Annotated in this window: 22 protein-coding genes; all 22 read right to left on the bottom strand. The window is 58.8% G+C overall.

Going from position 1 to position 19017, the window contains the following annotated elements:
* Window positions 1–3 precede the first annotated feature (3 nt).
* Window positions 4–630 carry a hypothetical protein gene (locus AC2FLX_RS06190; RefSeq protein ID WP_496810956.1) on the bottom strand — a complete coding sequence of 209 codons (627 nt, stop codon included), beginning with the start codon at window positions 628–630 and terminating at the stop codon, window positions 4–6.
* On the bottom strand, window positions 630–1664 hold the full coding sequence (nuoH, locus tag AC2FLX_RS06185; RefSeq protein ID WP_496810955.1) for an NADH-quinone oxidoreductase subunit NuoH: 1035 nt from the start codon (window positions 1662–1664) through the stop codon (window positions 630–632). Before nuoH ends, AC2FLX_RS06190 begins: the two co-directional genes overlap by 1 nt.
* The gene (locus AC2FLX_RS06180) at window positions 1657–1875 is read right to left on the bottom strand and encodes a hypothetical protein (protein WP_480749295.1); all 219 of its coding nucleotides are present in this window, start codon (window positions 1873–1875) and stop codon (window positions 1657–1659) included. The genes nuoH and AC2FLX_RS06180 overlap by 8 nt, the downstream gene beginning before the upstream one ends.
* A complete protein-coding gene (gene nuoG, locus AC2FLX_RS06175; protein WP_480749294.1) occupies window positions 1872–3893 on the bottom strand; it encodes an NADH-quinone oxidoreductase subunit NuoG in 2022 nt (673 codons plus the stop codon). Before nuoG ends, AC2FLX_RS06180 begins: the two co-directional genes overlap by 4 nt.
* 3 nt (window positions 3894–3896) lie before the next feature.
* Entirely contained in the window at window positions 3897–4301 is a 405-nt protein-coding gene (locus AC2FLX_RS06170) for a DUF5333 domain-containing protein (protein WP_480749293.1), read from the bottom strand.
* A 523-nt stretch (window positions 4302–4824) separates the two neighbouring features.
* Window positions 4825–5241 carry an MAPEG family protein gene (locus AC2FLX_RS06165; RefSeq protein WP_480749292.1) on the bottom strand — a complete coding sequence of 139 codons (417 nt, stop codon included), beginning with the start codon at window positions 5239–5241 and terminating at the stop codon, window positions 4825–4827.
* 5 nt (window positions 5242–5246) lie between these two features.
* The gene (nuoF, locus tag AC2FLX_RS06160) at window positions 5247–6545 is read right to left on the bottom strand and encodes an NADH-quinone oxidoreductase subunit NuoF (protein ID WP_480749291.1); all 1299 of its coding nucleotides are present in this window, start codon (window positions 6543–6545) and stop codon (window positions 5247–5249) included.
* 7 nt (window positions 6546–6552) lie between these two features.
* Window positions 6553–6780: a DUF5337 domain-containing protein gene (locus tag AC2FLX_RS06155; protein WP_480749340.1), complete on the bottom strand. Its 228-nt coding sequence runs from the start codon at window positions 6778–6780 to the stop codon at window positions 6553–6555.
* 60 nt (window positions 6781–6840) lie between these two features.
* Window positions 6841–7947 (bottom strand): NADH-quinone oxidoreductase subunit NuoE, encoded by a 1107-nt coding sequence (gene nuoE, locus AC2FLX_RS06150; protein WP_496810375.1) that lies wholly within the window; start codon window positions 7945–7947, stop codon window positions 6841–6843.
* Window positions 7947–9170: an NADH-quinone oxidoreductase subunit D gene (locus tag AC2FLX_RS06145; RefSeq protein ID WP_496748560.1), complete on the bottom strand. Its 1224-nt coding sequence runs from the start codon at window positions 9168–9170 to the stop codon at window positions 7947–7949. Before AC2FLX_RS06145 ends, nuoE begins: the two co-directional genes overlap by 1 nt.
* Window positions 9170–9304, bottom strand: a complete 135-nt coding sequence (locus AC2FLX_RS06140; protein ID WP_496807745.1) for a hypothetical protein — start codon at window positions 9302–9304, stop codon at window positions 9170–9172. The genes AC2FLX_RS06145 and AC2FLX_RS06140 overlap by 1 nt, the downstream gene beginning before the upstream one ends.
* A 1-nt stretch (window position 9305) precedes the next feature.
* The gene (locus AC2FLX_RS06135) at window positions 9306–9479 is read right to left on the bottom strand and encodes a hypothetical protein (RefSeq protein ID WP_480749287.1); all 174 of its coding nucleotides are present in this window, start codon (window positions 9477–9479) and stop codon (window positions 9306–9308) included.
* Window positions 9479–10084, bottom strand: a complete 606-nt coding sequence (locus AC2FLX_RS06130) for an NADH-quinone oxidoreductase subunit C (RefSeq protein WP_496810374.1) — start codon at window positions 10082–10084, stop codon at window positions 9479–9481. The genes AC2FLX_RS06135 and AC2FLX_RS06130 overlap by 1 nt, the downstream gene beginning before the upstream one ends.
* Window positions 10081–10614: a NuoB/complex I 20 kDa subunit family protein gene (locus AC2FLX_RS06125; protein WP_496810373.1), complete on the bottom strand. Its 534-nt coding sequence runs from the start codon at window positions 10612–10614 to the stop codon at window positions 10081–10083. The genes AC2FLX_RS06130 and AC2FLX_RS06125 overlap by 4 nt, the downstream gene beginning before the upstream one ends.
* Window positions 10605–10970 (bottom strand): NADH-quinone oxidoreductase subunit A, encoded by a 366-nt coding sequence (locus AC2FLX_RS06120; protein WP_480749284.1) that lies wholly within the window; start codon window positions 10968–10970, stop codon window positions 10605–10607. Before AC2FLX_RS06120 ends, AC2FLX_RS06125 begins: the two co-directional genes overlap by 10 nt.
* A gap of 192 nt (window positions 10971–11162) precedes the next feature.
* The gene (locus tag AC2FLX_RS06115; RefSeq protein WP_480749283.1) at window positions 11163–11945 is read right to left on the bottom strand and encodes a crotonase/enoyl-CoA hydratase family protein; all 783 of its coding nucleotides are present in this window, start codon (window positions 11943–11945) and stop codon (window positions 11163–11165) included.
* A gap of 9 nt (window positions 11946–11954) precedes the next feature.
* A complete protein-coding gene (locus AC2FLX_RS06110; protein WP_496810372.1) occupies window positions 11955–12809 on the bottom strand; it encodes a hydroxymethylglutaryl-CoA lyase in 855 nt (284 codons plus the stop codon).
* A gap of 65 nt (window positions 12810–12874) precedes the next feature.
* Window positions 12875–14812: an acetyl/propionyl/methylcrotonyl-CoA carboxylase subunit alpha gene (locus AC2FLX_RS06105; RefSeq protein ID WP_480749281.1), complete on the bottom strand. Its 1938-nt coding sequence runs from the start codon at window positions 14810–14812 to the stop codon at window positions 12875–12877.
* Entirely contained in the window at window positions 14812–15117 is a 306-nt protein-coding gene (locus AC2FLX_RS06100) for a hypothetical protein (protein WP_496810371.1), read from the bottom strand. The genes AC2FLX_RS06105 and AC2FLX_RS06100 overlap by 1 nt, the downstream gene beginning before the upstream one ends.
* Window positions 15118–15120: 3 nt before the next feature.
* Window positions 15121–16725, bottom strand: coding sequence for a carboxyl transferase domain-containing protein (locus tag AC2FLX_RS06095; RefSeq protein WP_496810370.1), 1605 nt, complete (start codon window positions 16723–16725; stop codon window positions 15121–15123).
* A gap of 220 nt (window positions 16726–16945) precedes the next feature.
* Window positions 16946–17152: a hypothetical protein gene (locus AC2FLX_RS06090; protein WP_496875393.1), complete on the bottom strand. Its 207-nt coding sequence runs from the start codon at window positions 17150–17152 to the stop codon at window positions 16946–16948.
* A 209-nt stretch (window positions 17153–17361) separates the two neighbouring features.
* Window positions 17362–18876 carry an AMP-binding protein gene (locus tag AC2FLX_RS06085; RefSeq protein WP_496810379.1) on the bottom strand — a complete coding sequence of 505 codons (1515 nt, stop codon included), beginning with the start codon at window positions 18874–18876 and terminating at the stop codon, window positions 17362–17364.
* Window positions 18877–19017 lie beyond the last annotated feature (141 nt).

Genomic DNA, 19017 nt, shown 5'->3' with positions numbered 1-19017 from the left:
ATCTTATGAATCCTCCTCGCAATGGCCAAAAGTATCTTCGAGAATAAACTGAACTTGCTCGCTCACATCTGAAGCATTTGCATCAACTGCCAAAACCCGGCGGCCGGCCTCAATCGCGTGCTTGCACTCAGCATCAGTTTGCGCTGAAAGCAAGGTCTTTACGTTGACATGGTTAGGTAGATTTCCAGCCTCGACGCTCACCTCAACGAATTCAGAAAGCCGTTCTTTGTCATCCGGCGTTATTCGCAGGCACTCTACCAGATCCAATAGTGCCATTGATTTATGGCGCACCGGGTCCGGGATAGGTTTTCGGCTCTTCAAAGCCTCCATGTACGCAGCCATGTCTCCGAATTGGATCGCGTTTACTACGGATCCGATTACGTATTTGTCAAAAGCCAGATGCTGCTCTGCAGACACGAGCGGGTATTTTTGGCCCAACTCGTTTGAGAAGGATTCACGAAGACCTTCTTCGAATTGGAATACTATTTTGAACTCAGGCGCACAAACTTTGTGAGCAACATCAAGCAAACTCTGAACTTCGCCCGGTTCAGTTTCGGCAGCATAGGCAGGTGCGTTCAAATAAGTGAACATAATGAGCGAGGCAAATATGTGTCGCATTTTCTGCTCCATCAACCCACGCTCCAACGGGCGAACGCGCCCCAGAACCAGTCGAATTTCGCCGCAAAAGACACGAAGACCACCCAGACCAGCGAGAACGGCAGGAACACTTTCCAGCCCAAGCGCATCAGCTGGTCGTAGCGGTAGCGCGGGGTGATCGCCTTGACCATCGCGAAGAGGAAGAAGAAGAATGCCATCTTGGCGACCATCCACAGCACGCCGTCCGGCAGGCCCGGGATCGGTGACAGCCAGCCGCCGAAGAACAGCAGCGACGTCAGCGCGCACATCAGGAAGATGGCGATGTATTCGCCTGCCATGAACAGCAGGAAGGGCGTGGCGGAGTATTCGACCTGATAACCCGCCACCAGTTCCGATTCCGCTTCTGGCAGGTCAAACGGTGGTCGGTTCGTTTCAGCCAGTGCCGAGATGAAGAACAGGAAGACCATCGGGAAATGTGGCAGCCAGTACCAGTTGAACAGGCCCAGATTGCCGTCCTGCGCTCGCACGATCTCGCCAAAATTCATCGATCCGGTCGAGATGATCACGCCGATGATGATCAGGCCGATCGAAACTTCATAAGAGATCATCTGTGCAGCAGAGCGCAGCGAGCCCAGGAACGGGTATTTTGAGTTTGACGCCCACCCGCCCATGATCACGCCATAAACCTCCAGCGAGGACACAGCAAAGACATAGAGGATCGCGACGTTGATATCCGACAGTACCCAACCATCGTTGAACGGGATCACCGCCCAGGCGATCATCGCCAACACGAACGAGGTCAACGGTGCGAGGATAAAGACGGCGCGGTCTGCTCCGGCAGGAATGACCACTTCCTTGACCACGTATTTCAACGCGTCGGCCACCGATTGCAGCAGGCCATAGATCCCCACCACGTTGGGCCCGCGCCGCATCTGAACAGCAGCCCAAATCTTGCGGTCGCCATAGACCAGAAAAAGAAGCGAGATCATCACAAAGGCAACAACAGCAAGCACCTGCGCCAGAATGATGATGGCTATTCCGCCTGGGGTGTTAAAGAAATCAGCCATTTGTCCTCACACCGTAGGTATTCCGTTTCCCGCGCTTCATGCTTTGGCCAAAGACCAGCAAGTCCTGCGGTTGGGTCGGCGCGTTGGTGTAAACAGCATCCGCCGCCGCAACGCCACCCTTATTGTTCGGTTCCATGCGCATTTGACGCACGACGACACCGCCCAAGACGGTATGCGCCATTATCGGAGATATGAAACAGATCTGGTTCATTCTGCCGCGATCTTCTCTGCCATGCGTGCTTTTGCCTGAGCCGACAGTTCAGCCATCAGTTGTGAACCACGCGCAATCGGGTTGGTCAGATAGAAGTCCTTTACCGCATTCCGGAAGCTAGCCTTACCCAAAGCCCCGGCATCAAGCAGCTGCACCTCGTTCTTGATCACTTCGTCGATACGGGCCAGATGCGGAATGGCCTCAACAATAGCCATTCGCAGTTGCGCCAGAGTGTCGTAAGGCAGGGCCGTCCCCAATTCGGCGCTGAGTGCGCGCAGGATCGCCCAGTTTTCCTTTGCCTCGCCCGGCGCAAAACCGGCCCGCATTGCTAGCTGCGGGCGACCCTCGGTGTTCACGAACAGGCCGTTTTCCTCGGTATACGCTGCCCCCGGCAGAATTACATCTGCGCGATGTGCACCGCGGTCGCCATGACTGCCCTGGTAAATGACAAATGCGCCCTCACCGATTTCGACCTCGTCTGCCCCGAGATTATAGATTACATCCGCAGCGCTGACCGCTTCCATGCCGCCCTCGTTGGTGGCATCCACATCCAACGCGCCCACGCGCGAGGCTGCCGTGTGCAGAATTATCAGACCACTTTCCGTGTTGGCGGCAATGGTCTGCGCCGCGGCAAGAACGGCAGCGCCATCCGCCTCTTGCAGCGCGCCCTGCCCAACTATGACCAGCGAGGGCTTGCTCTTGATTTCATCGTCACCCCCCATGTCCAAGACTTTTTGCAGTGCCGCGCGGTCGTCGCCCATATGATGATAGTGGTAGGTCAGATCGACCGCCGGACCCACCAGAGCCACCTCGGCCCCGTGCGCCCAGGCCTTTCGGATGCGGGCGTTCAGAACGGGCGCCTCGTCGCGCGGGTTGGTGCCGATCAGAAGAATTCGTTCGGCGGAGTCAATGTTTTCGATGGCGGCAGTACCGGCATACGCCCCACGGTTTCCGGCAGGCAATCGCGCGCCGTCGGTGCGGCATTCGACAACACCGCCCAGCCCTTCTATCATTTGTTTCAGCGCAAAGGCGGCTTCGACCGGGGCAAGATCGCCCACGATTCCCGCTGCTCTTTCCGCTCCTTTCAGGGCGTCAGCGGCTCTGCCCAATGCCTCCGCCCAACTTGCCGGGCGCAGCTTTCCGTTCTCTCGAACATAAGGCTTATCCAGACGCTGACGGCGCAGACCGTCCCATACAAACCGGGTCTTGTCGGAGATCCATTCCTCGTTCACGCCGTCATGATTGCGCGGCAGAATGCGCATTACTTCGCGCCCCTTGGTGTCGACGCGGATGTTTGAGCCAAGCGCATCCATCACGTCAATGCTTTCGGTTTTCGTCAATTCCCACGGGCGTGCTGTAAACGCATAAGGTTTCGAGGTCAGCGCCCCAACCGGGCACAGGTCGATAATGTTGCCCTGCAGGTTCGAGTCCAGCGTCTGGTTCAAATACGAGGTGATCTCGGCATCCTCACCGCGCCCTGTCTGACCCATCTGAGTGATCCCGGCGACTTCGGTGGTGAAGCGCACGCAGCGTGTGCAACTGATGCAGCGGGTCATTGCAGTCGAAACCAGCGGCCCAAGGTCCAAATCGTCAACCGCTCGCTTTGCTTCCTTGAAGCGGGTACCCGACAGGCCATAGGCCATCGCCTGATCTTGGAGATCACATTCGCCGCCTTGATCGCAAATCGGGCAATCCAGCGGGTGATTGATGAGCATGAACTCCATCACACCTTCTCGGGCTTTCTTGACCATAGGCGAATTGGTTTTGACGACCGGCGGCTGACCTTCCGGACCAGGGCGCAAATCGCGCACCTGCATGGCGCACGAGGCTGCGGGCTTCGGCGGGCCGCCGACGACCTCAACCAGGCACATACGGCAATTTCCGGCGATCGACAGACGCTCGTGATAGCAGAAACGCGGCACTTCAACTCCGGCCTCTTCACAGGCCTGGATCAGGGTCATCGAGCCATCGACTTCGATTTCCTGCCCGTCAATATTGATCTTGCGGAGGTCAGACATGATCTAATTCGCCCTCAGTAGCGCGCCAATTGCGCTTTTGTTCTTGATTTCCAGCTGGCCGAGCCGACACAGGTCGCCCGGTTTGTCATAGTTCAAGCCCAACCCAGCCATGTATTTCCGACCACGCGCCTTCATACGTTCCTTTTCCGCGTCGGAATCCAGAACCGCGCGGATTTCGGAATCGGAATACCCCAAGGCGTTCGCTTCGGCCCGCAAACGCCGGATTTCGCCGATCCCCTTGAAAATGCGCCCGTTGATATCGTCACACGTCTTGCGAATTTCATTGGCAACCACGATGGTGAAGATGCCGTCGGCGATCTGTGGAACTTCGCGCAAAGGGGGCTTGGCTCCGGCCAATGCCGGCACTGAGAAAGACAAGGCAGCGAACGCGACTGTTAGCTTCGACACAACAGATCCTTTCGATTGGGATTTCCCCAAGCGAAACCATGTCCTGACGCTATTCGATAACGTCAGCTCCCGATGACTAGGATATGCTGAACAGTCGTTCATGGCCTCCGGCATGTCCCCGCGAAAGTCAGCTTGTTGTCCACAATGCGCAGGTTTTGTGGGTCGGTGTCAGGCCCGACTTTCCAGACGATGTCGGACGACCCATAGTTTTCGATGCAATACCGTGTTCCTGCATACCGACCGGCTTCGCGCGCACCGTCTGTAGACTGCGACGCATCAGATACGGTCACTGTGAAATCGGCAAGAGACACCTTTTTGTCCACAGCTTGCGCCTTGGTTGGAAAAAAGTGCCCATCGAACAAAACTCGGTTCGCCTTTTGCTCTCGCGCGCACCCAGCAGTGACAGCAGCAATGACCAAAACGCCAGCAACAGCAAGATGCGCCCGGGACCGCGCGCAGACGGGCAACACAGAGTGATCCGGCCGATCAAAGGCTTCTGCTACGTGATATCGGAAAAATCGGTTCAAAACAGTGCCACCAATGCCATAACGGCCAACACCGCCATGCAAGCCCAGCCAGCCACATAGAAAACCGAACGTACACCGCTGTGCGGTTTGCCGATGCCACGCAGGTGAACCACCAGCATGGCAACTCGGGCCACCAGAACCAGCGCGGCAAACAGGTTCACCCAGAACGGGCTTGCCCCGGCAAGAACGGCCGCGACCGTCACGGCCAGAAAGGCGGGCAGCGTTTCGGTCCCGTTGAGGTATGCCCGGTTCAGACGATAGGCCTTGTCCGCATAATCCTGCTCAGGCGTGGCGCCTGGAGCCAACCCCTTTCCAGCCTTAGCCAACGCCGAGAACGGCGACAATGCCAGAACAATCAGGGTGAAGATCACCAGCGAGGCAATCGCGTGCGAATATGCTTCAAAGACTTCCATCTGCCTTACTCCGCCGCCATGGCGCCCATACGACCTGTTTTCTGGGCCTTGATGCGTTCTTCAACCTCTTCGCGGAAATTCTTGATCAGGCCCTGGATTGGCCAAGCGGCCGCATCGCCAAGCGCGCAAATGGTGTGCCCTTCGACCTGTTTGGTCACATCCCACAGCATGTCGATTTCTTCCAGCTCGGCCTCACCCTTCACCAGACGATCCATGACGCGCATCATCCAGCCAGTGCCTTCACGACAAGGCGTGCACTGGCCACAGCTTTCGTGCTTGTAGAATTTCGACAGCCGCCAGATCGCTTTGATGATGTCCGTGGATTTGTCCATCACGATCACCGCAGCCGTGCCCAGACCAGAGCCCAACTCACCCCGCAGATAGTCGAAATCCATGATGGCGTCGCGCATGTTTTCTCCGCGCACGCAAGGAACCGAGGACCCGCCCGGAATCACGGCCAGCAGATTGTCCCAGCCGCCGCGAATGCCGCCGCAATGGGTTTCGATCAGTTCCTCGAAAGAAATCGACATCGCCTCTTCTACGACGCAGGGGTTGTTTACATGGCCCGAGATCGCAAACAATTTGGTGCCTGCGTTGTTCTGGCGACCAAAGCCTGCGAACCAGTCCGCGCCCCGACGCAGAATGGTCGGGACCACGGCGATGGATTCCACGTTGTTCACGGTGGTCGGGCAGCCGTACAGTCCCGCACCCGCCGGAAACGGAGGCTTCATGCGCGGCATGCCCTTCTTGCCCTCAAGGCTTTCGATCAGGGCAGTTTCCTCTCCGCAGATATAGGCGCCTGCCCCATGGTGAAGGAACAAGTCGAAATCCCACCCCGATCCAGCAGCGTTTTTGCCCAAAAGACCGGCGTCGTAAGCTTCGTCAATCGCGGCCTGAAGCGCCTCGCGCTCGCGGATGTACTCGCCCCGAATGTAAATATAACACGTATGCGCATTCATCGCGAACGATGCGATCAGGCAACCCTCGATCAGCGTGTGGGGATCATGGCGCATAATCTCGCGGTCTTTGCAGGTGCCCGGCTCGGATTCATCCGCGTTCACTACCAGATAGGCGGGGCGACCGTCGCTTTCCTTGGGCATGAATGACCATTTCAAACCGGTCGGAAATCCCGCACCACCGCGACCACGCAATCCTGAGTCTTTCATCGTCTGAATGATCCAGTCACGCCCCTTGTCGATCAGGCCAGCGGTGCCGTCCCAATGCCCCCGGGCCTGCGCACCTTTGAGCGTGCGGTCGTGCATCCCGTAGATGTTGGTAAAGATCCGGTCCTGATCCTTCAGCATCGCTAGTTTACCCTTGGCTGTCCTGGCGCATGCGCCAGAGTTGAAAAATGTTGATCACCGCATAGATGAGACCGGCAAGCGCCGCGAAATCGAAAAGCAACGCATAGCGAGCTTCCAATTTCAATGCGGGACCGATGAACAGCGACAGCGCAAGCCATGCCAGCATGGTCACCGCAATGACCAGTCCGATGTGGCGACCCTTTCGGGCAATGGCGAGTTCCTTGTCCGTGTCCATCTCGTCCGGCTCATCCCGACGCCCCCTGGAGGGAACGCCACTCATTCTCGTTTTTTCGGGCTACTCCTCGTAGATCCCGTTTTTCTTGGCGCGCTTGGCGAAATCGGTTTCCTCACCCGCCGCCAGCTTAGCTGCCTGTTCGATCCAACCATCGCGCTCGATCCGGCCCTTGAACTTGAGCCGAGCATCGACCCAGGCCACTTGTTCCGGTGTCCAGGCCGCAATCTGGTCATAGTGATAGAAGCCCAGTTCGTTGAGCGTCTGCTCCAGTTTCGGCCCCACGCCTTTCAGCAGCTTCAAGTCATCAGCCTTGCCACCCCGAGCCTCTTTCAGGATTTCAGGTTTGTCTTCCTTGACTTCGGTTACTTTGGGTTCGGCCGCCTGTTTGACTGCCGGTTTCGGTGCGGCTGGGGTCTTGGGCGGCTTGGGCGCAGCCTTGGCTCCGGCAGCCTTGCCATCTTTGCCCAGCCAAGGTGTCAGCAGTGGTACTTCAGTGCCGTCGATACGTTTGACGGTGTCCCCGATATCGCTCGCCAACTGAACGCTCGCGTTGTACTGGGTTTTGCCGCTGTCATAATCGGTCAGACTGGTCAGACCTTTGAGCGGCTCAGCCGCATAGCGACCATTCTGCGGGCCCGGCGTCGGAACTTTCCCCGCCACCAGATCATCAAGGATCCTGCCAAAGCTCTCAACGGTCAGGTCTTCGTAGTAATCCTTGCCGATCTGCGCCATCGGCGCGTTGGTGCACGAGCCGAGGCATTCCACCTCTTCCCAGCTCAGCTTGCCATCGGCGGACAGCATGTGTGGCTTGGCCGCGATCTTCTCCTTGCAGACAGCGATCAGATCCTCGGCCCCGCAGATCATACAGGACGTCGTGCCGCAGACCTGAATATGCGCAACCGATCCAACCGGTTGCAGTTGGAACATGAAGTAGAACGAGGCCACCTCGAGCACACGGATATAGGCCATGCCCAGCATGTCGGCGACGGATTCAATCGCCGCACGGCTCAGCCAGCCCTCCTGCTCTTGCGCGCGCCACAGCAGCGGAATGACCGCGCTGGCCTGACGGCCTTCGGGGTATTTGGTGATCTGCGCTTCGGCCCATTGCTGGTTGGCAGCGGTGAAGGCAAAGCTCTCAGGTTGTTCGGGGTGCAGACGGCGGAGCATTAGCGGTCAATCTCTCCAAATACGACGTCCATGGTGCCGATGATGGCGGCGACGTCGGCCAGTTGGTGGCCTTTGGCTACGTGGTCCATGGCTTGCAGGTGCAGGAAGCCCGGCGCGCGAAGTTTGGCGCGGTAGGGTTTGTTGGTTCCGTCGGCGACCAGATAGACACCGAACTCACCCTTGGGGGCCTCAACGGCAGCATAGACCTGACCGGAAGGAACGTGGAAGCCTTCGGTGTACAGTTTGAAGTGATGAATCAGACTTTCCATCGAGGTCTTCATGTCCGAGCGCTTCGGCGGGGTGATTTTGCCACGCGCCAAAACGTCACCGGGGCAGTCGCGGATTTTGGCAATGGCCTGACGGATGATCAGCAGCGATTGGCGCATCTCTTCCATGCGGACGAGATAGCGGTCATAGCAGTCGCCGTTTTTGCCAACGGGGATCTGGAATTCGAACTCGTCATAGCATTCATAAGGTTGCGCGCGGCGCAGGTCCCATGCCAGACCCGATCCACGCACCATCACGCCCGAGAAGCCGTATTTCTGAATATCATCCTCGGTCACCACGCCGATATCGGCGTTGCGCTGTTTGAAGATGCGGTTTTCGGTCAGCAGCCCGTCAATGTCATCTAGGACATTGGGGAATTCGTGGCTCCACGCCTCGATATCGTCCAGCAGTTCCGGCGGCAGGTCCTGATGTACACCACCCGGACGGAAATAAGCGGCGTGCAGGCGGGCGCCGCAGGCACGCTCATAGAACACCATCAGCTTTTCGCGCTCTTCAAAGCCCCAGAGCGGCGGCGTCAGCGCACCAACGTCCATTGCCTGCGTCGTCACGTTCAGCAGGTGGTTCAAGATGCGCCCGATCTCGGAATACAGAACCCGGATCAGAGAGCCACGACGCGGCACCTCTACCCCGGTCAGCTTTTCGATGGCCAAACACCAGGCATGTTCCTGGTTCATTGGTGCCACGTAATCCAGACGGTCAAAATACGGCAGGTTCTGCAGATACGTCCGGCTTTCCATCAGCTTTTCGGTGCCACGGTGCAGCAGGCCGATATGCGGATCACAGCGCTCAACGATCTCGCCATCCAACTCAAGCACCAAACGCAAAACTCCGTGCGCCGCAGGATGTTGCGGGCCAAAGTTGATGTTGAAGTTGCGGATCTTCTGTTCTCCGCTCAGCGCGTCCGTGCTGCCGTCATCGTATCTTGAGCCGTCCATCAACGCCCTCGTCTGTTCTTTTTCGCATCAGCCCGTACGCGGACTTTTTTCGTCTCGACAGCCTTAACCGCAGCGCCCGCCAGCAGGACCCCAAGCACACCCAGTGCGATCAGTTCCCCCAACATCATCAGCATCTCAACGGCGCTCCAGTTCTTGCAACTTCAGGCCCATCCACCACAAAAGCGCAATCGTACCGAAGGGGATCAGGCAAGCCAGGCACCAATATTTGTTGATCCCGAAGAACGGTAACAGCTTGACCATCGGAATGATCGTCAGCGCGGAAAGGATCAGCCACCAGATGCCACCCATCACTTGCTCTCCTGTTTCTCGTCCCCCGGCAGAACATAATTGGCACCCTCCCAGGGGCTCATGAAATCGAACTGCCGGTATTCCTGCACAAGGTCTACAGGTTCATAGACGACGCGTTTTTGCGCCTCATCATAGCGGACCTCTGTGTAACCTGTGGTCGGGAAGTCTTTGCGCAGAGGGTAGCCGCGGAATCCATAGTCGGTGAGAATGCGACGCAGATCGGGATGGCCGGAAAACAGGATTCCGAACATGTCGAAGACTTCCCGTTCGAACCAGTTGGCCGAAGGGTGCACATCCACAATCGAAGGCACCATGTCATCCTCGCGGACCGACACCCTCAAACGGATGCGCTGGTTCTGGTACATCGACAGAAAGTGATAGACCACGTCGAACCGCTTGCCGCGTTCGGGGTAATCAACGCCTGCGATGTCCACCAGGCTGGAAAACCTGCAATTGGGGTCGGACTTCAGGAAATCGATAAAATCGACCAGATTGGAAGGGGCAACATCCACATTGAGTTCGCCAAAGCTCACATCCCAGCCCAGAACACAATCAGGGCGTTTGAGTTCGATATGGGTCCCGAGTTCGTTCAATGCTTCGCTCATCGTACAATCGTCCCCGTGCGGCGTATCTTGCGTTGCAGTTGGAGCAGACCGTAAAGCAGCGCCTCGGCAGTCGGCGGGCAACCGGGAACGTAGATGTCAACCGGAACAACCCGATCACAACCGCGCACCACCGAATAGGAATAGTGGTAATAGCCGCCGCCATTGGCACAGGACCCCATCGAGACCACATAGCGTGGCTCGGGCATCTGGTCATAAACTTTGCGCAATGCCGGGGCCATCTTGTTGGTCAGAGTTCCGGCCACGATCATCACGTCCGACTGGCGTGGGGACGCGCGTGGCGCGATGCCGAACCGTTCGGCATCGTAACGCGGCATCGACGTATGCATCATTTCCACAGCACAGCAGGCCAGGCCAAAGGTCATCCAATGCAGACTACCCGTACGCGCCCAGTTGATAATATCCTCGGTCGAGGTCAGCAAGAAGCCCTTGTCCTGCAATTCCGCGTTCAGGGCCCGGGTCGCGACTTCCTTGTCGACATCAGCTGTGTTCGCCCCTGTCACTATTCCCATTCCAGGGCCCCCTTCTTCCATTCATAGGCAAAGCCGATGGTCAGTACCGCCAAAAACACCATCATCGACCAGAACCCGACGTCGCTGATGTCTTTAAAGCTCACAGCCCACGGAAACAGCATTGCGATTTCAAGATCGAAGATGATGAAAAGGATCGACACCAGATAAAAGCGGACGTCGAATTTCATCCTCGCATCGTCGAATGCGTTGAAACCGCATTCATAGGCACTTACCTTTTCGGGGTCGGGGTTGCGGACAGCCAGAACGACAGCCGCGAGAATCAGGACGATTCCAAGGCCGACAGCGACGGCCAGAAAAACCAGGATCGGGAGGTATTCCCGCAACAGCTCTTCCACGAATGGCTCCTTTCCTGCACGTCCACCTTTGAACGTGCCGTCAATTTGCGAGTTGACTGGACATTCTCTACCCCTGCCGGGTCAGAGGGTCAACCAAGCGCGAACGCGACAGGCAGGTTAAATCGCCGCGTTAGGCACCGGGTTTATCGAATGTTTTCGCAAATACCGGTTTGCACGCAATAGAAGTGAAACCTACGTGATCCATGCAGGTTTTCTTTTGTCGAAGAACGCCGCGATTCCCTCCTTCGCTTCTTCGGTTTCCCACCTGTCCACCAAAGCCTGAATCGTCCGGTTGATCACATCTTCGTCGATCCGTGGTCCCAGTTGTCGAGCGAGCCGCTTGGCAGATGCAACGGCGCCAGGTGCACAGGCAAGATATGGGGTCACTTCTCCTTCAACCGCTTCGGACAGTTTATCTCCCCGTACTGCCTTTGCCAGCAGCCCCAATTCAACAGCTTCATTGGCATCGAAAAGACGAGCCGACATGAACACCCGTCTCGCCCTCGCCTCTCCCATTCGGGCGATAACATAGGGACCGATGGTTGCCGGGATCAGCCCCAAACGCGTCTCGGTCAGGCCCATTTTCAGACTATCAACACCAATCGCGATATCACAAACCGCAGCCATTCCCACGCCGCCACCAAAGGCATTTCCCTGCAAGGCTCCGATCACCGGCTTGGGCAATGTATTTATCGCCTGCAGCATTTCGGCCAGCTTCCGCGCCTCGACAAAGCGGGTTTTTGGGTCAGCCGCCATCTGGTCCTGCATCCAGCCCAGATCGCCACCGGCGCAGAATGTCTTGCCGGCCCCGGTCAGGATCACGACCCGAACAGCCTCGTCCGCCGACAATTGCCTTGCGGCAGCCGTCAACTCGGCCAGCATCTTCGCAGACATCGCGTTATGCTTTTCTGCCCGATCCAGTGTCAGCGTCGCAACACCACGCGCATCCGTTTCCAGCGAGATCGTTTCAAACATGCTGTTTCCTCACCCTGCTCTCATCGCGCGAGCTATGCCTGCAGCCCGCTCCAATACCGAGGCATCCAGACCCGTTTCGTATCCCAGCCGTGTAAGGTGCGCGTCAACCGCTTCGGTCGCCACGTTCCCGGCGGCGCCGGGCGCATAGGGACAGCCGCCCAACCCTCCGACGGCGGCATCAAAAACCCTTACGCCTAAAGACAAGGACGCATCAATATTGTCGATCGCCCGACCTGCGGTGTCATGATAGTGTCCGGCAAGGCGCGTAACCGGTACCCTTTCCCGCACGGCCAGCAGCATCCTGGCGATTTTGTCCGGAGTGGCCCGGCCAATCGTATCGCCCAGTGAAATCTCGTAGCAGCCTCGCGAAAACAGTATATCAGCCACTTCGGCGACCTTCTCCGGCGCCGTCGGCCCGTCATAAGGGCAATCGGTCACACAAGACACATAACCGCGCACCGGCATGTCAATGTGGCGTGCAGCATCCAGAATGGGTACGAACCGCTCGATGCTTTCCTCGATCGTAGCGTTGATATTGGCCCTGGAGAACCCTTCCGACGCCGACGCGAACACGGCGACTTCGTCGGCTCCCGCCGCCAGAGCATCTTCATAGCCCCGCATATTTGGTGTCAGCGCGGCATACCGAATGCCGTTCCGCCTTGTGATGCCCGCGAGAACCTCGGCCGAACCCACCATCTGCGGCACCCATTTGGGCGACACGAAGCTTGCAACTTCAATGCGGTTGAACCCGGCCTGGCTCAGGCAATCAACCAGCGCTACCTTATCTGTTACCGGAATTTCACGCTTCTCGTTCTGAAGCCCATCCCTCGGACCGACTTCGAATATTTCCACACGCTCCGCCATGGGCGAGCCTCCTGCTTCTTTCTGGTCACAAATTCCCAGTCCAACTGCCAAACAGGCGCGGGAACTCAGTCGGCATCGTCCTTGAGCCGGACAAGCGCCGCACCAGCTTCCACCTGATCGCCTGCGCTGGCAAGCACTTCAGCGACCACTCCATCCCGGGCGGCCAAAAGCGAATGCTCCATCTTCATCGCTTCCAGAATGGCCAGACGATCCCCTTCATTCACAGCTTGACCGGCCTTGGCAAACACGGCCTTTACCAGCCCCGGCATGGGAGCTTCTATAACATTGGTATCGCCGCTGGCAGACGCATCCCGATCCAGCGGATCAATTATTTCGAAAGCCAAACCGTAGCAGTCAAACACGGTGACAACTTGTCCCGCGGTCGAGGTGTCGGGCATCGCACGCCCTCCAATTTGCCAGCGCCCATTGCGACGCTCTGCCAGCACCTGATCTTCCCCGACCTGCCATAGCTGCCGAACCGGCCCCAGAACCTGTACATCCAACGCGCGCGGCTCGTTCTGCCAGGATATCTCGACTGCGCGGTGCAAAGGTGCCCAAATCGAAAAACCAGTATGCGCCTCAGTTTCAACCAACCCCAATGCAGTCATCGCCGCCGCCACCTTGTGCCGAGGTTCGGCAATAGGCTCTTGAACTAACGCCTCCAGATCGCGACCGATCAGGCCAGTATCCACATCACCCGCTGCAAACCCCGCATGCCGGGTCAGAGCTCCGAGAAACGCCAGATTGGTTACGGTCCCGCCCACCTGCGTGCCGCTCAACGCCCGGTCCAACTTTGCCAAAGCCACTTCTCGGGTCGGACCGTGAACGATAACCTTCGAAATCATCGGATCGTACCAGGGGCTGATCGTGTCACCCGCCCGCACGCCACTGTCGGCGCGGCATTCGTCGGGGAAACGCAAGTGGGTCAATGTTCCCGTTGCGGGAAGAAAGCCCTTTGGCACATCTTCGGCATAGAGCCTTGCCTCGAAAGCATGGCCGGTAATGATCAGTTCGTCCTGTCGTTTCGGCAGGTTCTCTCCGGCGGCCACGCGCAATTGCCATTCCACCAGATCGACGCCGGTAATGGCTTCGGTCACCGGGTGCTCCACCTGCAGACGTGTGTTCATCTCCATGAACCAGAACCGGTCAGGCCGCAGACCGTCCGAGGCATCAACGATGAATTCGACCGTCCCCGCGCCTTTGTAACCGATCGCCTCAGCCGCGCGCACACCCGCCTGCCCCATCGCTTCACGCATTTCGGAGGTCATTCCGGGTGCCGGGGCCTCTTCGATCACCTTCTGGTGTCGCCGCTGCAGCGAGCAGTCACGTTCGAACAGATGCACCGCATGGGTACCGTCGCCAAACACCTGCACTTCGATATGGCGGGGCTTGGCGACGAATTTCTCGACTAACACGGCGTCATTGCCAAAGGCGGTCTTGGCCTCACCCCGCGCGCTGTCGAGCGCCGCTGCGAAATCCTGCGGGCGCTCGACCAGGCGCATCCCCTTGCCGCCGCCGCCAGCGACCGCCTTGATCAGCACCGGATAGCCGATGGTATCGGCGGCGCCCGCCAGATGTTCGGGATCCTGGTTGTCGCCGTGATAGCCGGGTACCACGGGCACGCCCGCCTCGTGCATCAGCGCCTTGGCGGCATCCTTGAGGCCCATCGCACGGATCGCGCTGGCCGAGGGACCGATAAAGGTCAGCCCCGCCGCCTCGACCGCATCCACGAATCCGGGGTTCTCGGACAGGAACCCATAACCGGGATGGATCGCCTGCGCGCCGGTTTCTAAAGCGGCAGCGATGATCACGTCGCCCTTGAGGTAACTGTCGGCGGGCGCCGGGCCGCCGATATGCACCGCCTCGTCCGCCATCGCCACATGTTTGGCGCCGGCATCGGCATCGGAATAGACCGCAACACAGGCGACGCCCATGCGCTGCGCGGTTTCCATCACACGGCAGGCGATCTCGCCGCGATTGGCAATCAGGATCTTGTCAAACATCAGTTCACAGCCTCTTCCGCTACCCAAAGCAAATGAAGATCTTTCAGGGCAACTGCCTCTTCATTCCATTCAATCAAAATACTACCGTAAGGAGCGCAAGGTCTGCCAGTTAAACAACTCCTGGAAGAAACCGGCTGGCCATCAGTTGAATTGCGCCCGAGTTCTTTGATCTCAGCGAGCTTGCCCGAAACTGAAATTTGCATGCCGACTTCCGGCATCCCTTCGATGTGCTTCAACATCAGAACGGTTCCAGTCAGCTTAGGCAAGAACAGAGCATCTTCAATCAAACCTCGAAATTTGGTCATGTTTCACATCCTGAACACGCCGAAACGTGTCTCTTCAATCGGGGCGTTCAGCGCGGCGCTCAGCGACAAGGCCAACACATCGCGGCTTTTGCGCGGGTCGATGATGCCGTCATCCCACAGACGGGCCGAAGCATAGAGCGGGTGCGATTGCTCTTCGAACATCTCCAGCGTCGGGCGCTTGAACTCGGCCTCTTCCTCGGCCGACCAGGTGCCCCCCGAACGTTCAATGCCATCCCGCTTGACGGTCGCTAGAACACCCGCCGCCTGTTCGCCACCCATCACCGATATTCGGGAACTGGGCCATGTCCACAGGAACCGCGGCTGATAGGCCCGGCCCGCCATGCCATAGTTGCCCGCCCCGAAGGAACCGCCGACAAGCATGGTGATCTTGGGCACGTTCGTCGTCGCCACAGCCGTCACCATTTTGGCTCCGTGACGGGCAATGCCCTCGTTTTCGTATTTGCGACCCACCATGAAGCCGGTAATGTTCTGCAGGAAGACCAGCGGAATCTTGCGCTGGCTGCAGAGTTCCACGAAGTGCGCGGCCTTTTGCGCCGCCTCGCTGAAGATCACGCCGTTGTTGGCGATAATTCCGATTGGGCAGCCCTTGAGATGGGCAAATCCACACACGATGGTCTCGCCAAAGCGCGGCTTGAACTCGTCGAAACGTGAGCCGTCGACCAACCGCGCAATTACCTCGCGGATGTCATATGGCGTCTTCAGGTCCGCGGGAACCACGCCAAGGATTTCCTCGGGGTCATAGGCAGGCTCTTCGGGGCTGGCCCAATCCACCGTCAGCGGCTTGCGACGGTTCAGTGATTGCACCGCGCGTCGCGCCAAAGCCAGAGCATGTGCGTCATCCTCTGCCAGGTAATCGGCCACGCCCGAAAGGCGCGTATGCACGTCTCCGCCACCGAGGTCTTCGGCGCTCACCACCTCACCCGTCGCCGCTTTCACCAGCGGTGGCCCCGCAAGAAAGATGGTGCCCTGTTCCTTGACGATGATCGTCACGTCCGACATCGCTGGCACATAAGCGCCGCCAGCCGTACATGACCCCATCACCACGGCGATCTGAGGGATACCCTTCGCGCTCATCCGGGCCTGATTGTAGAAGATACGGCCAAAGTGGTCGCGGTCGGGGAACACCTCATCCTGATTGGGCAGGTTCGCGCCGCCACTGTCGACCAGGTAGATGCAGGGCAGATGGTTTTCCTCGGCAATCTCCTGCGCCCGCAGGTGTTTTTTGACGGTCATCGGATAATATGTGCCGCCCTTCACGGTGGCGTCGTTGCAGACCACCATGACCTCTTGCCCGTGCACGCGGCCAATACCTGCAACAACACCAGCACTCGGGGCCGCGCCATCATACATCCCATGCGCCGCCGTCGCCCCGATTTCCAGAAACGGAGACCCCGGATCAAGCAGGTTCGCCACCCGCCTGCGCGGCAACATCTTGCCCCGGCTTTCATGGCGGGCGCGGGACTTTTCGCCGCCCCCCATGCGCGCGGTCTGCGATGCCTGCGCGATCTTGTCCAAAGCGGCCAGATGCGCGGCGCGGTTGGTCTTGAACCCATCCGAAGAGGGCAATGCCTGAGAGTTGAGTTTCATGTGTCGTGCCTCACCAAAATTCCAAATGCCCGCCAGTCTCGCCCAACGGCAGGTTCGCGCCCGGCCCTGAGGGCGGCTATCCATTTGTCCCGCGCTCCGAGCCACTCGCAAAGCCGCAACCTGTCGCAACCGTTGCTGCTTCGCGCCCGCCCTGGGGGGCGGGGTCGGGCGCGAACCGGATCACGGTGTGATCCGGCACTTCTCAAAACCGCCATGCAAATCATTCGCATCGCTCGACCTTTTCCAACGGTAGACGCCGCGCCCACCAAAGCGCGGGCAAGACAAACGCAGGGAGCAAAAACACAAAAGCCGGAAAGCTGAGTTTTGTCAGGCCATTAAGCTCATACGTCAGGGCCGGTATGAAATACTCGACCAGTCCAGACATGACGAAGACAGACACCAGCACCAGCGGCACACAGCGAAACATAAACCGTCGCGTGTATTGCCAATGGGTCAGCGCAACGCGCCATTCCTGACCGCACGTCTTGCAAGCACCATGTTGCGGCCAGCCTCTGCTACGCCCAGTCAGTTTGCCCAGCGGAATGAAACCTCCACAATCCGGACAGCGAGTGTGGAAAAGACTCCGGAACCAAAGATAGTGCCGATCGCTCAGGCTCTGGCGTTTGTGTGAAGTCGTCACGCGTCCACTTCCCCCGCCGCCATCCGCTTCAACTCCTTCCGGATCACCTTCCCCGTCACCGTCATCGGCAATTCCTCCAGAAACGCCACCTCTCGCGGATAGGAGTACTGCGCCAGACGGTCTTTGACCCAGTCCTGCAACTCCTGCTCCGCCGCCTCAGCACCCGGTTTCAACACCACATAAGCCTTCACGATCTCGGTCCGCAGCGGGTCCGGCTTGCCGACCACGCCCACCGTTGCCACCGCCGGGTGGGTCAACAGGCAATCCTCGATCTCAGCCGGGCCGATGCGATATCCGGCGGACGTGATCACGTCATCCTCCCGACCGACAAAGCGCAGGTAGTCGCCTTCCCAAACACCCCGGTCTCCGGTAATCAGCCAATCGCCCCGGAACTTCTCGGCCGTCGCGTCGGGCCGGTTCCAGTATTCCAGCAGCATCGAGGCAGAGCCGCGCCGGATGGCCACGTCGCCCTCTTCGCCGGTCGGGTTTCCGTCCTCATCGATTACTGCAACCTCATGCCCCGGCACCGGTTTACCGATACAGCCGGGTCGAACTGGGAAATCCTCGGCGCAAGACGAGACGACCATGTTGCATTCGGTCTGGCCGTAAAATTCGTTGATCGTCAGACCAAATGCCTTCTGCCCCCATGCCAGCATTTCGGCCCCCAGCGGTTCACCCCCGGACGCGACCGAGCGCAGACCGGGGATTGCCTGATCCACCGCCTTGAGCATTCGCAGCGCCGTTGGAGGGAAAAAGACGTTCCGCACTCCGCCGCGCGCGACTATGTCGGCGCAGGCTTCAGGGGTAAACTTCTCAAGACGTGCCGCGACAACCGGGATGCCTAGCGCCAGACCCGGCATCAGCACATCGAAGAGCCCCCCGATCCACGCCCAATCGGCGGGGGTCCACAGGCAGTCGCCGTAGCGCAGATGATTGTGGCTGATCGAGACACCTGGCAAATGCCCGGTCAGAACCCGATGGCCATGCAGCGCGCCCTTGGGGCTGCCGGTGGTGCCCGAGGTATAGATCAGCACCGCCGGATCCTCGGGGCCGGTATCGGCAAAGGGCACTGGCCCGCCATCCTCGCCGGTTTCATCGACCATAAACGGGGTGGCCAGATCGCCGAGCAACGCTGCCCCTTCGGCGTCGGTCAGCACGATCCTCGCCCCGGCATCCCCCACGCGGGTGCACAGCGCATCCCTTTTGAACAGTTTGAACAGTGGTACCGAGATCGCGCCAATCTTCCAGATCGCGAGATGGGCCGCCGCACACCATGGGGACTGACTGAGCAGCACGCCGACCCGGTCACCCGGCGCAACCTCGTGCAGAAGGCGGCGGGACAGGCGTTCGACCATCTGGCGCAGGTCGGCAAAAGAGATTTCGACCCGTTCTGAGCCGGTCAGGTCGATGATCGCGGTCTGATCATCGGCGCCTTGCAGACATTGCCGCGCCATGTTGAGACGAGGTGGAATATCCCATCCACCTCCTGGATGCATACCCGGTATGCGCATCACGAAACGACCTCCGGCCGATGCTTGTTCATACCCTTGTTTGCAAGGGGCGTAGCCAACGCAAACACTTCACGGTTGCCTCGCAAACGCCTCCACCACAGATGAATTTGATTCAAATCAGAGAACTTCGCAGAACACATG

The organism is Ruegeria sp. YKSF57 (genome assembly GCF_059612585.1).
This window is presented reverse-complemented; position numbering and strand designations above follow the sequence as displayed.

Coding starts and splice junctions, on each gene's coding strand:
- AC2FLX_RS06095 (WP_496810370.1), bottom strand. CDS start 16,725: ATGAAACTCAACTCTCAGGCATTGCCCTCTTCGGATGGGTTCAAGACC.
- AC2FLX_RS06100 (WP_496810371.1), bottom strand. CDS start 15,117: ATGACCAAATTTCGAGGTTTGATTGAAGATGCTCTGTTCTTGCCTAAG.
- nuoG (WP_480749294.1), bottom strand. CDS start 3,893: ATGTCTGACCTCCGCAAGATCAATATTGACGGGCAGGAAATCGAAGTC.
- AC2FLX_RS06165 (WP_480749292.1), bottom strand. CDS start 5,241: ATGGAAGTCTTTGAAGCATATTCGCACGCGATTGCCTCGCTGGTGATC.
- AC2FLX_RS06145 (WP_496748560.1), bottom strand. CDS start 9,170: ATGGACGGCTCAAGATACGATGACGGCAGCACGGACGCGCTGAGCGGA.
- AC2FLX_RS06115 (WP_480749283.1), bottom strand. CDS start 11,945: ATGTTTGAAACGATCTCGCTGGAAACGGATGCGCGTGGTGTTGCGACG.
- AC2FLX_RS06085 (WP_496810379.1), bottom strand. CDS start 18,876: ATGCGCATACCGGGTATGCATCCAGGAGGTGGATGGGATATTCCACCT.
- AC2FLX_RS06125 (WP_496810373.1), bottom strand. CDS start 10,614: ATGGGAATAGTGACAGGGGCGAACACAGCTGATGTCGACAAGGAAGTC.
- nuoE (WP_496810375.1), bottom strand. CDS start 7,947: ATGCTCCGCCGTCTGCACCCCGAACAACCTGAGAGCTTTGCCTTCACC.
- AC2FLX_RS06135 (WP_480749287.1), bottom strand. CDS start 9,479: ATGGGTGGCATCTGGTGGCTGATCCTTTCCGCGCTGACGATCATTCCG.
- AC2FLX_RS06110 (WP_496810372.1), bottom strand. CDS start 12,809: ATGGCGGAGCGTGTGGAAATATTCGAAGTCGGTCCGAGGGATGGGCTT.
- nuoF (WP_480749291.1), bottom strand. CDS start 6,545: ATGCTGAAGGATCAGGACCGGATCTTTACCAACATCTACGGGATGCAC.
- AC2FLX_RS06130 (WP_496810374.1), bottom strand. CDS start 10,084: ATGAGCGAAGCATTGAACGAACTCGGGACCCATATCGAACTCAAACGC.
- AC2FLX_RS06155 (WP_480749340.1), bottom strand. CDS start 6,780: ATGGACACGGACAAGGAACTCGCCATTGCCCGAAAGGGTCGCCACATC.
- AC2FLX_RS06190 (WP_496810956.1), bottom strand. CDS start 630: ATGGAGCAGAAAATGCGACACATATTTGCCTCGCTCATTATGTTCACT.
- nuoH (WP_496810955.1), bottom strand. CDS start 1,664: ATGGCTGATTTCTTTAACACCCCAGGCGGAATAGCCATCATCATTCTG.
- AC2FLX_RS06105 (WP_480749281.1), bottom strand. CDS start 14,812: ATGTTTGACAAGATCCTGATTGCCAATCGCGGCGAGATCGCCTGCCGT.
- AC2FLX_RS06090 (WP_496875393.1), bottom strand. CDS start 17,152: ATGTTTCGCTGTGTGCCGCTGGTGCTGGTGTCTGTCTTCGTCATGTCT.
- AC2FLX_RS06140 (WP_496807745.1), bottom strand. CDS start 9,304: ATGCTGATGATGTTGGGGGAACTGATCGCACTGGGTGTGCTTGGGGTC.
- AC2FLX_RS06180 (WP_480749295.1), bottom strand. CDS start 1,875: ATGAACCAGATCTGTTTCATATCTCCGATAATGGCGCATACCGTCTTG.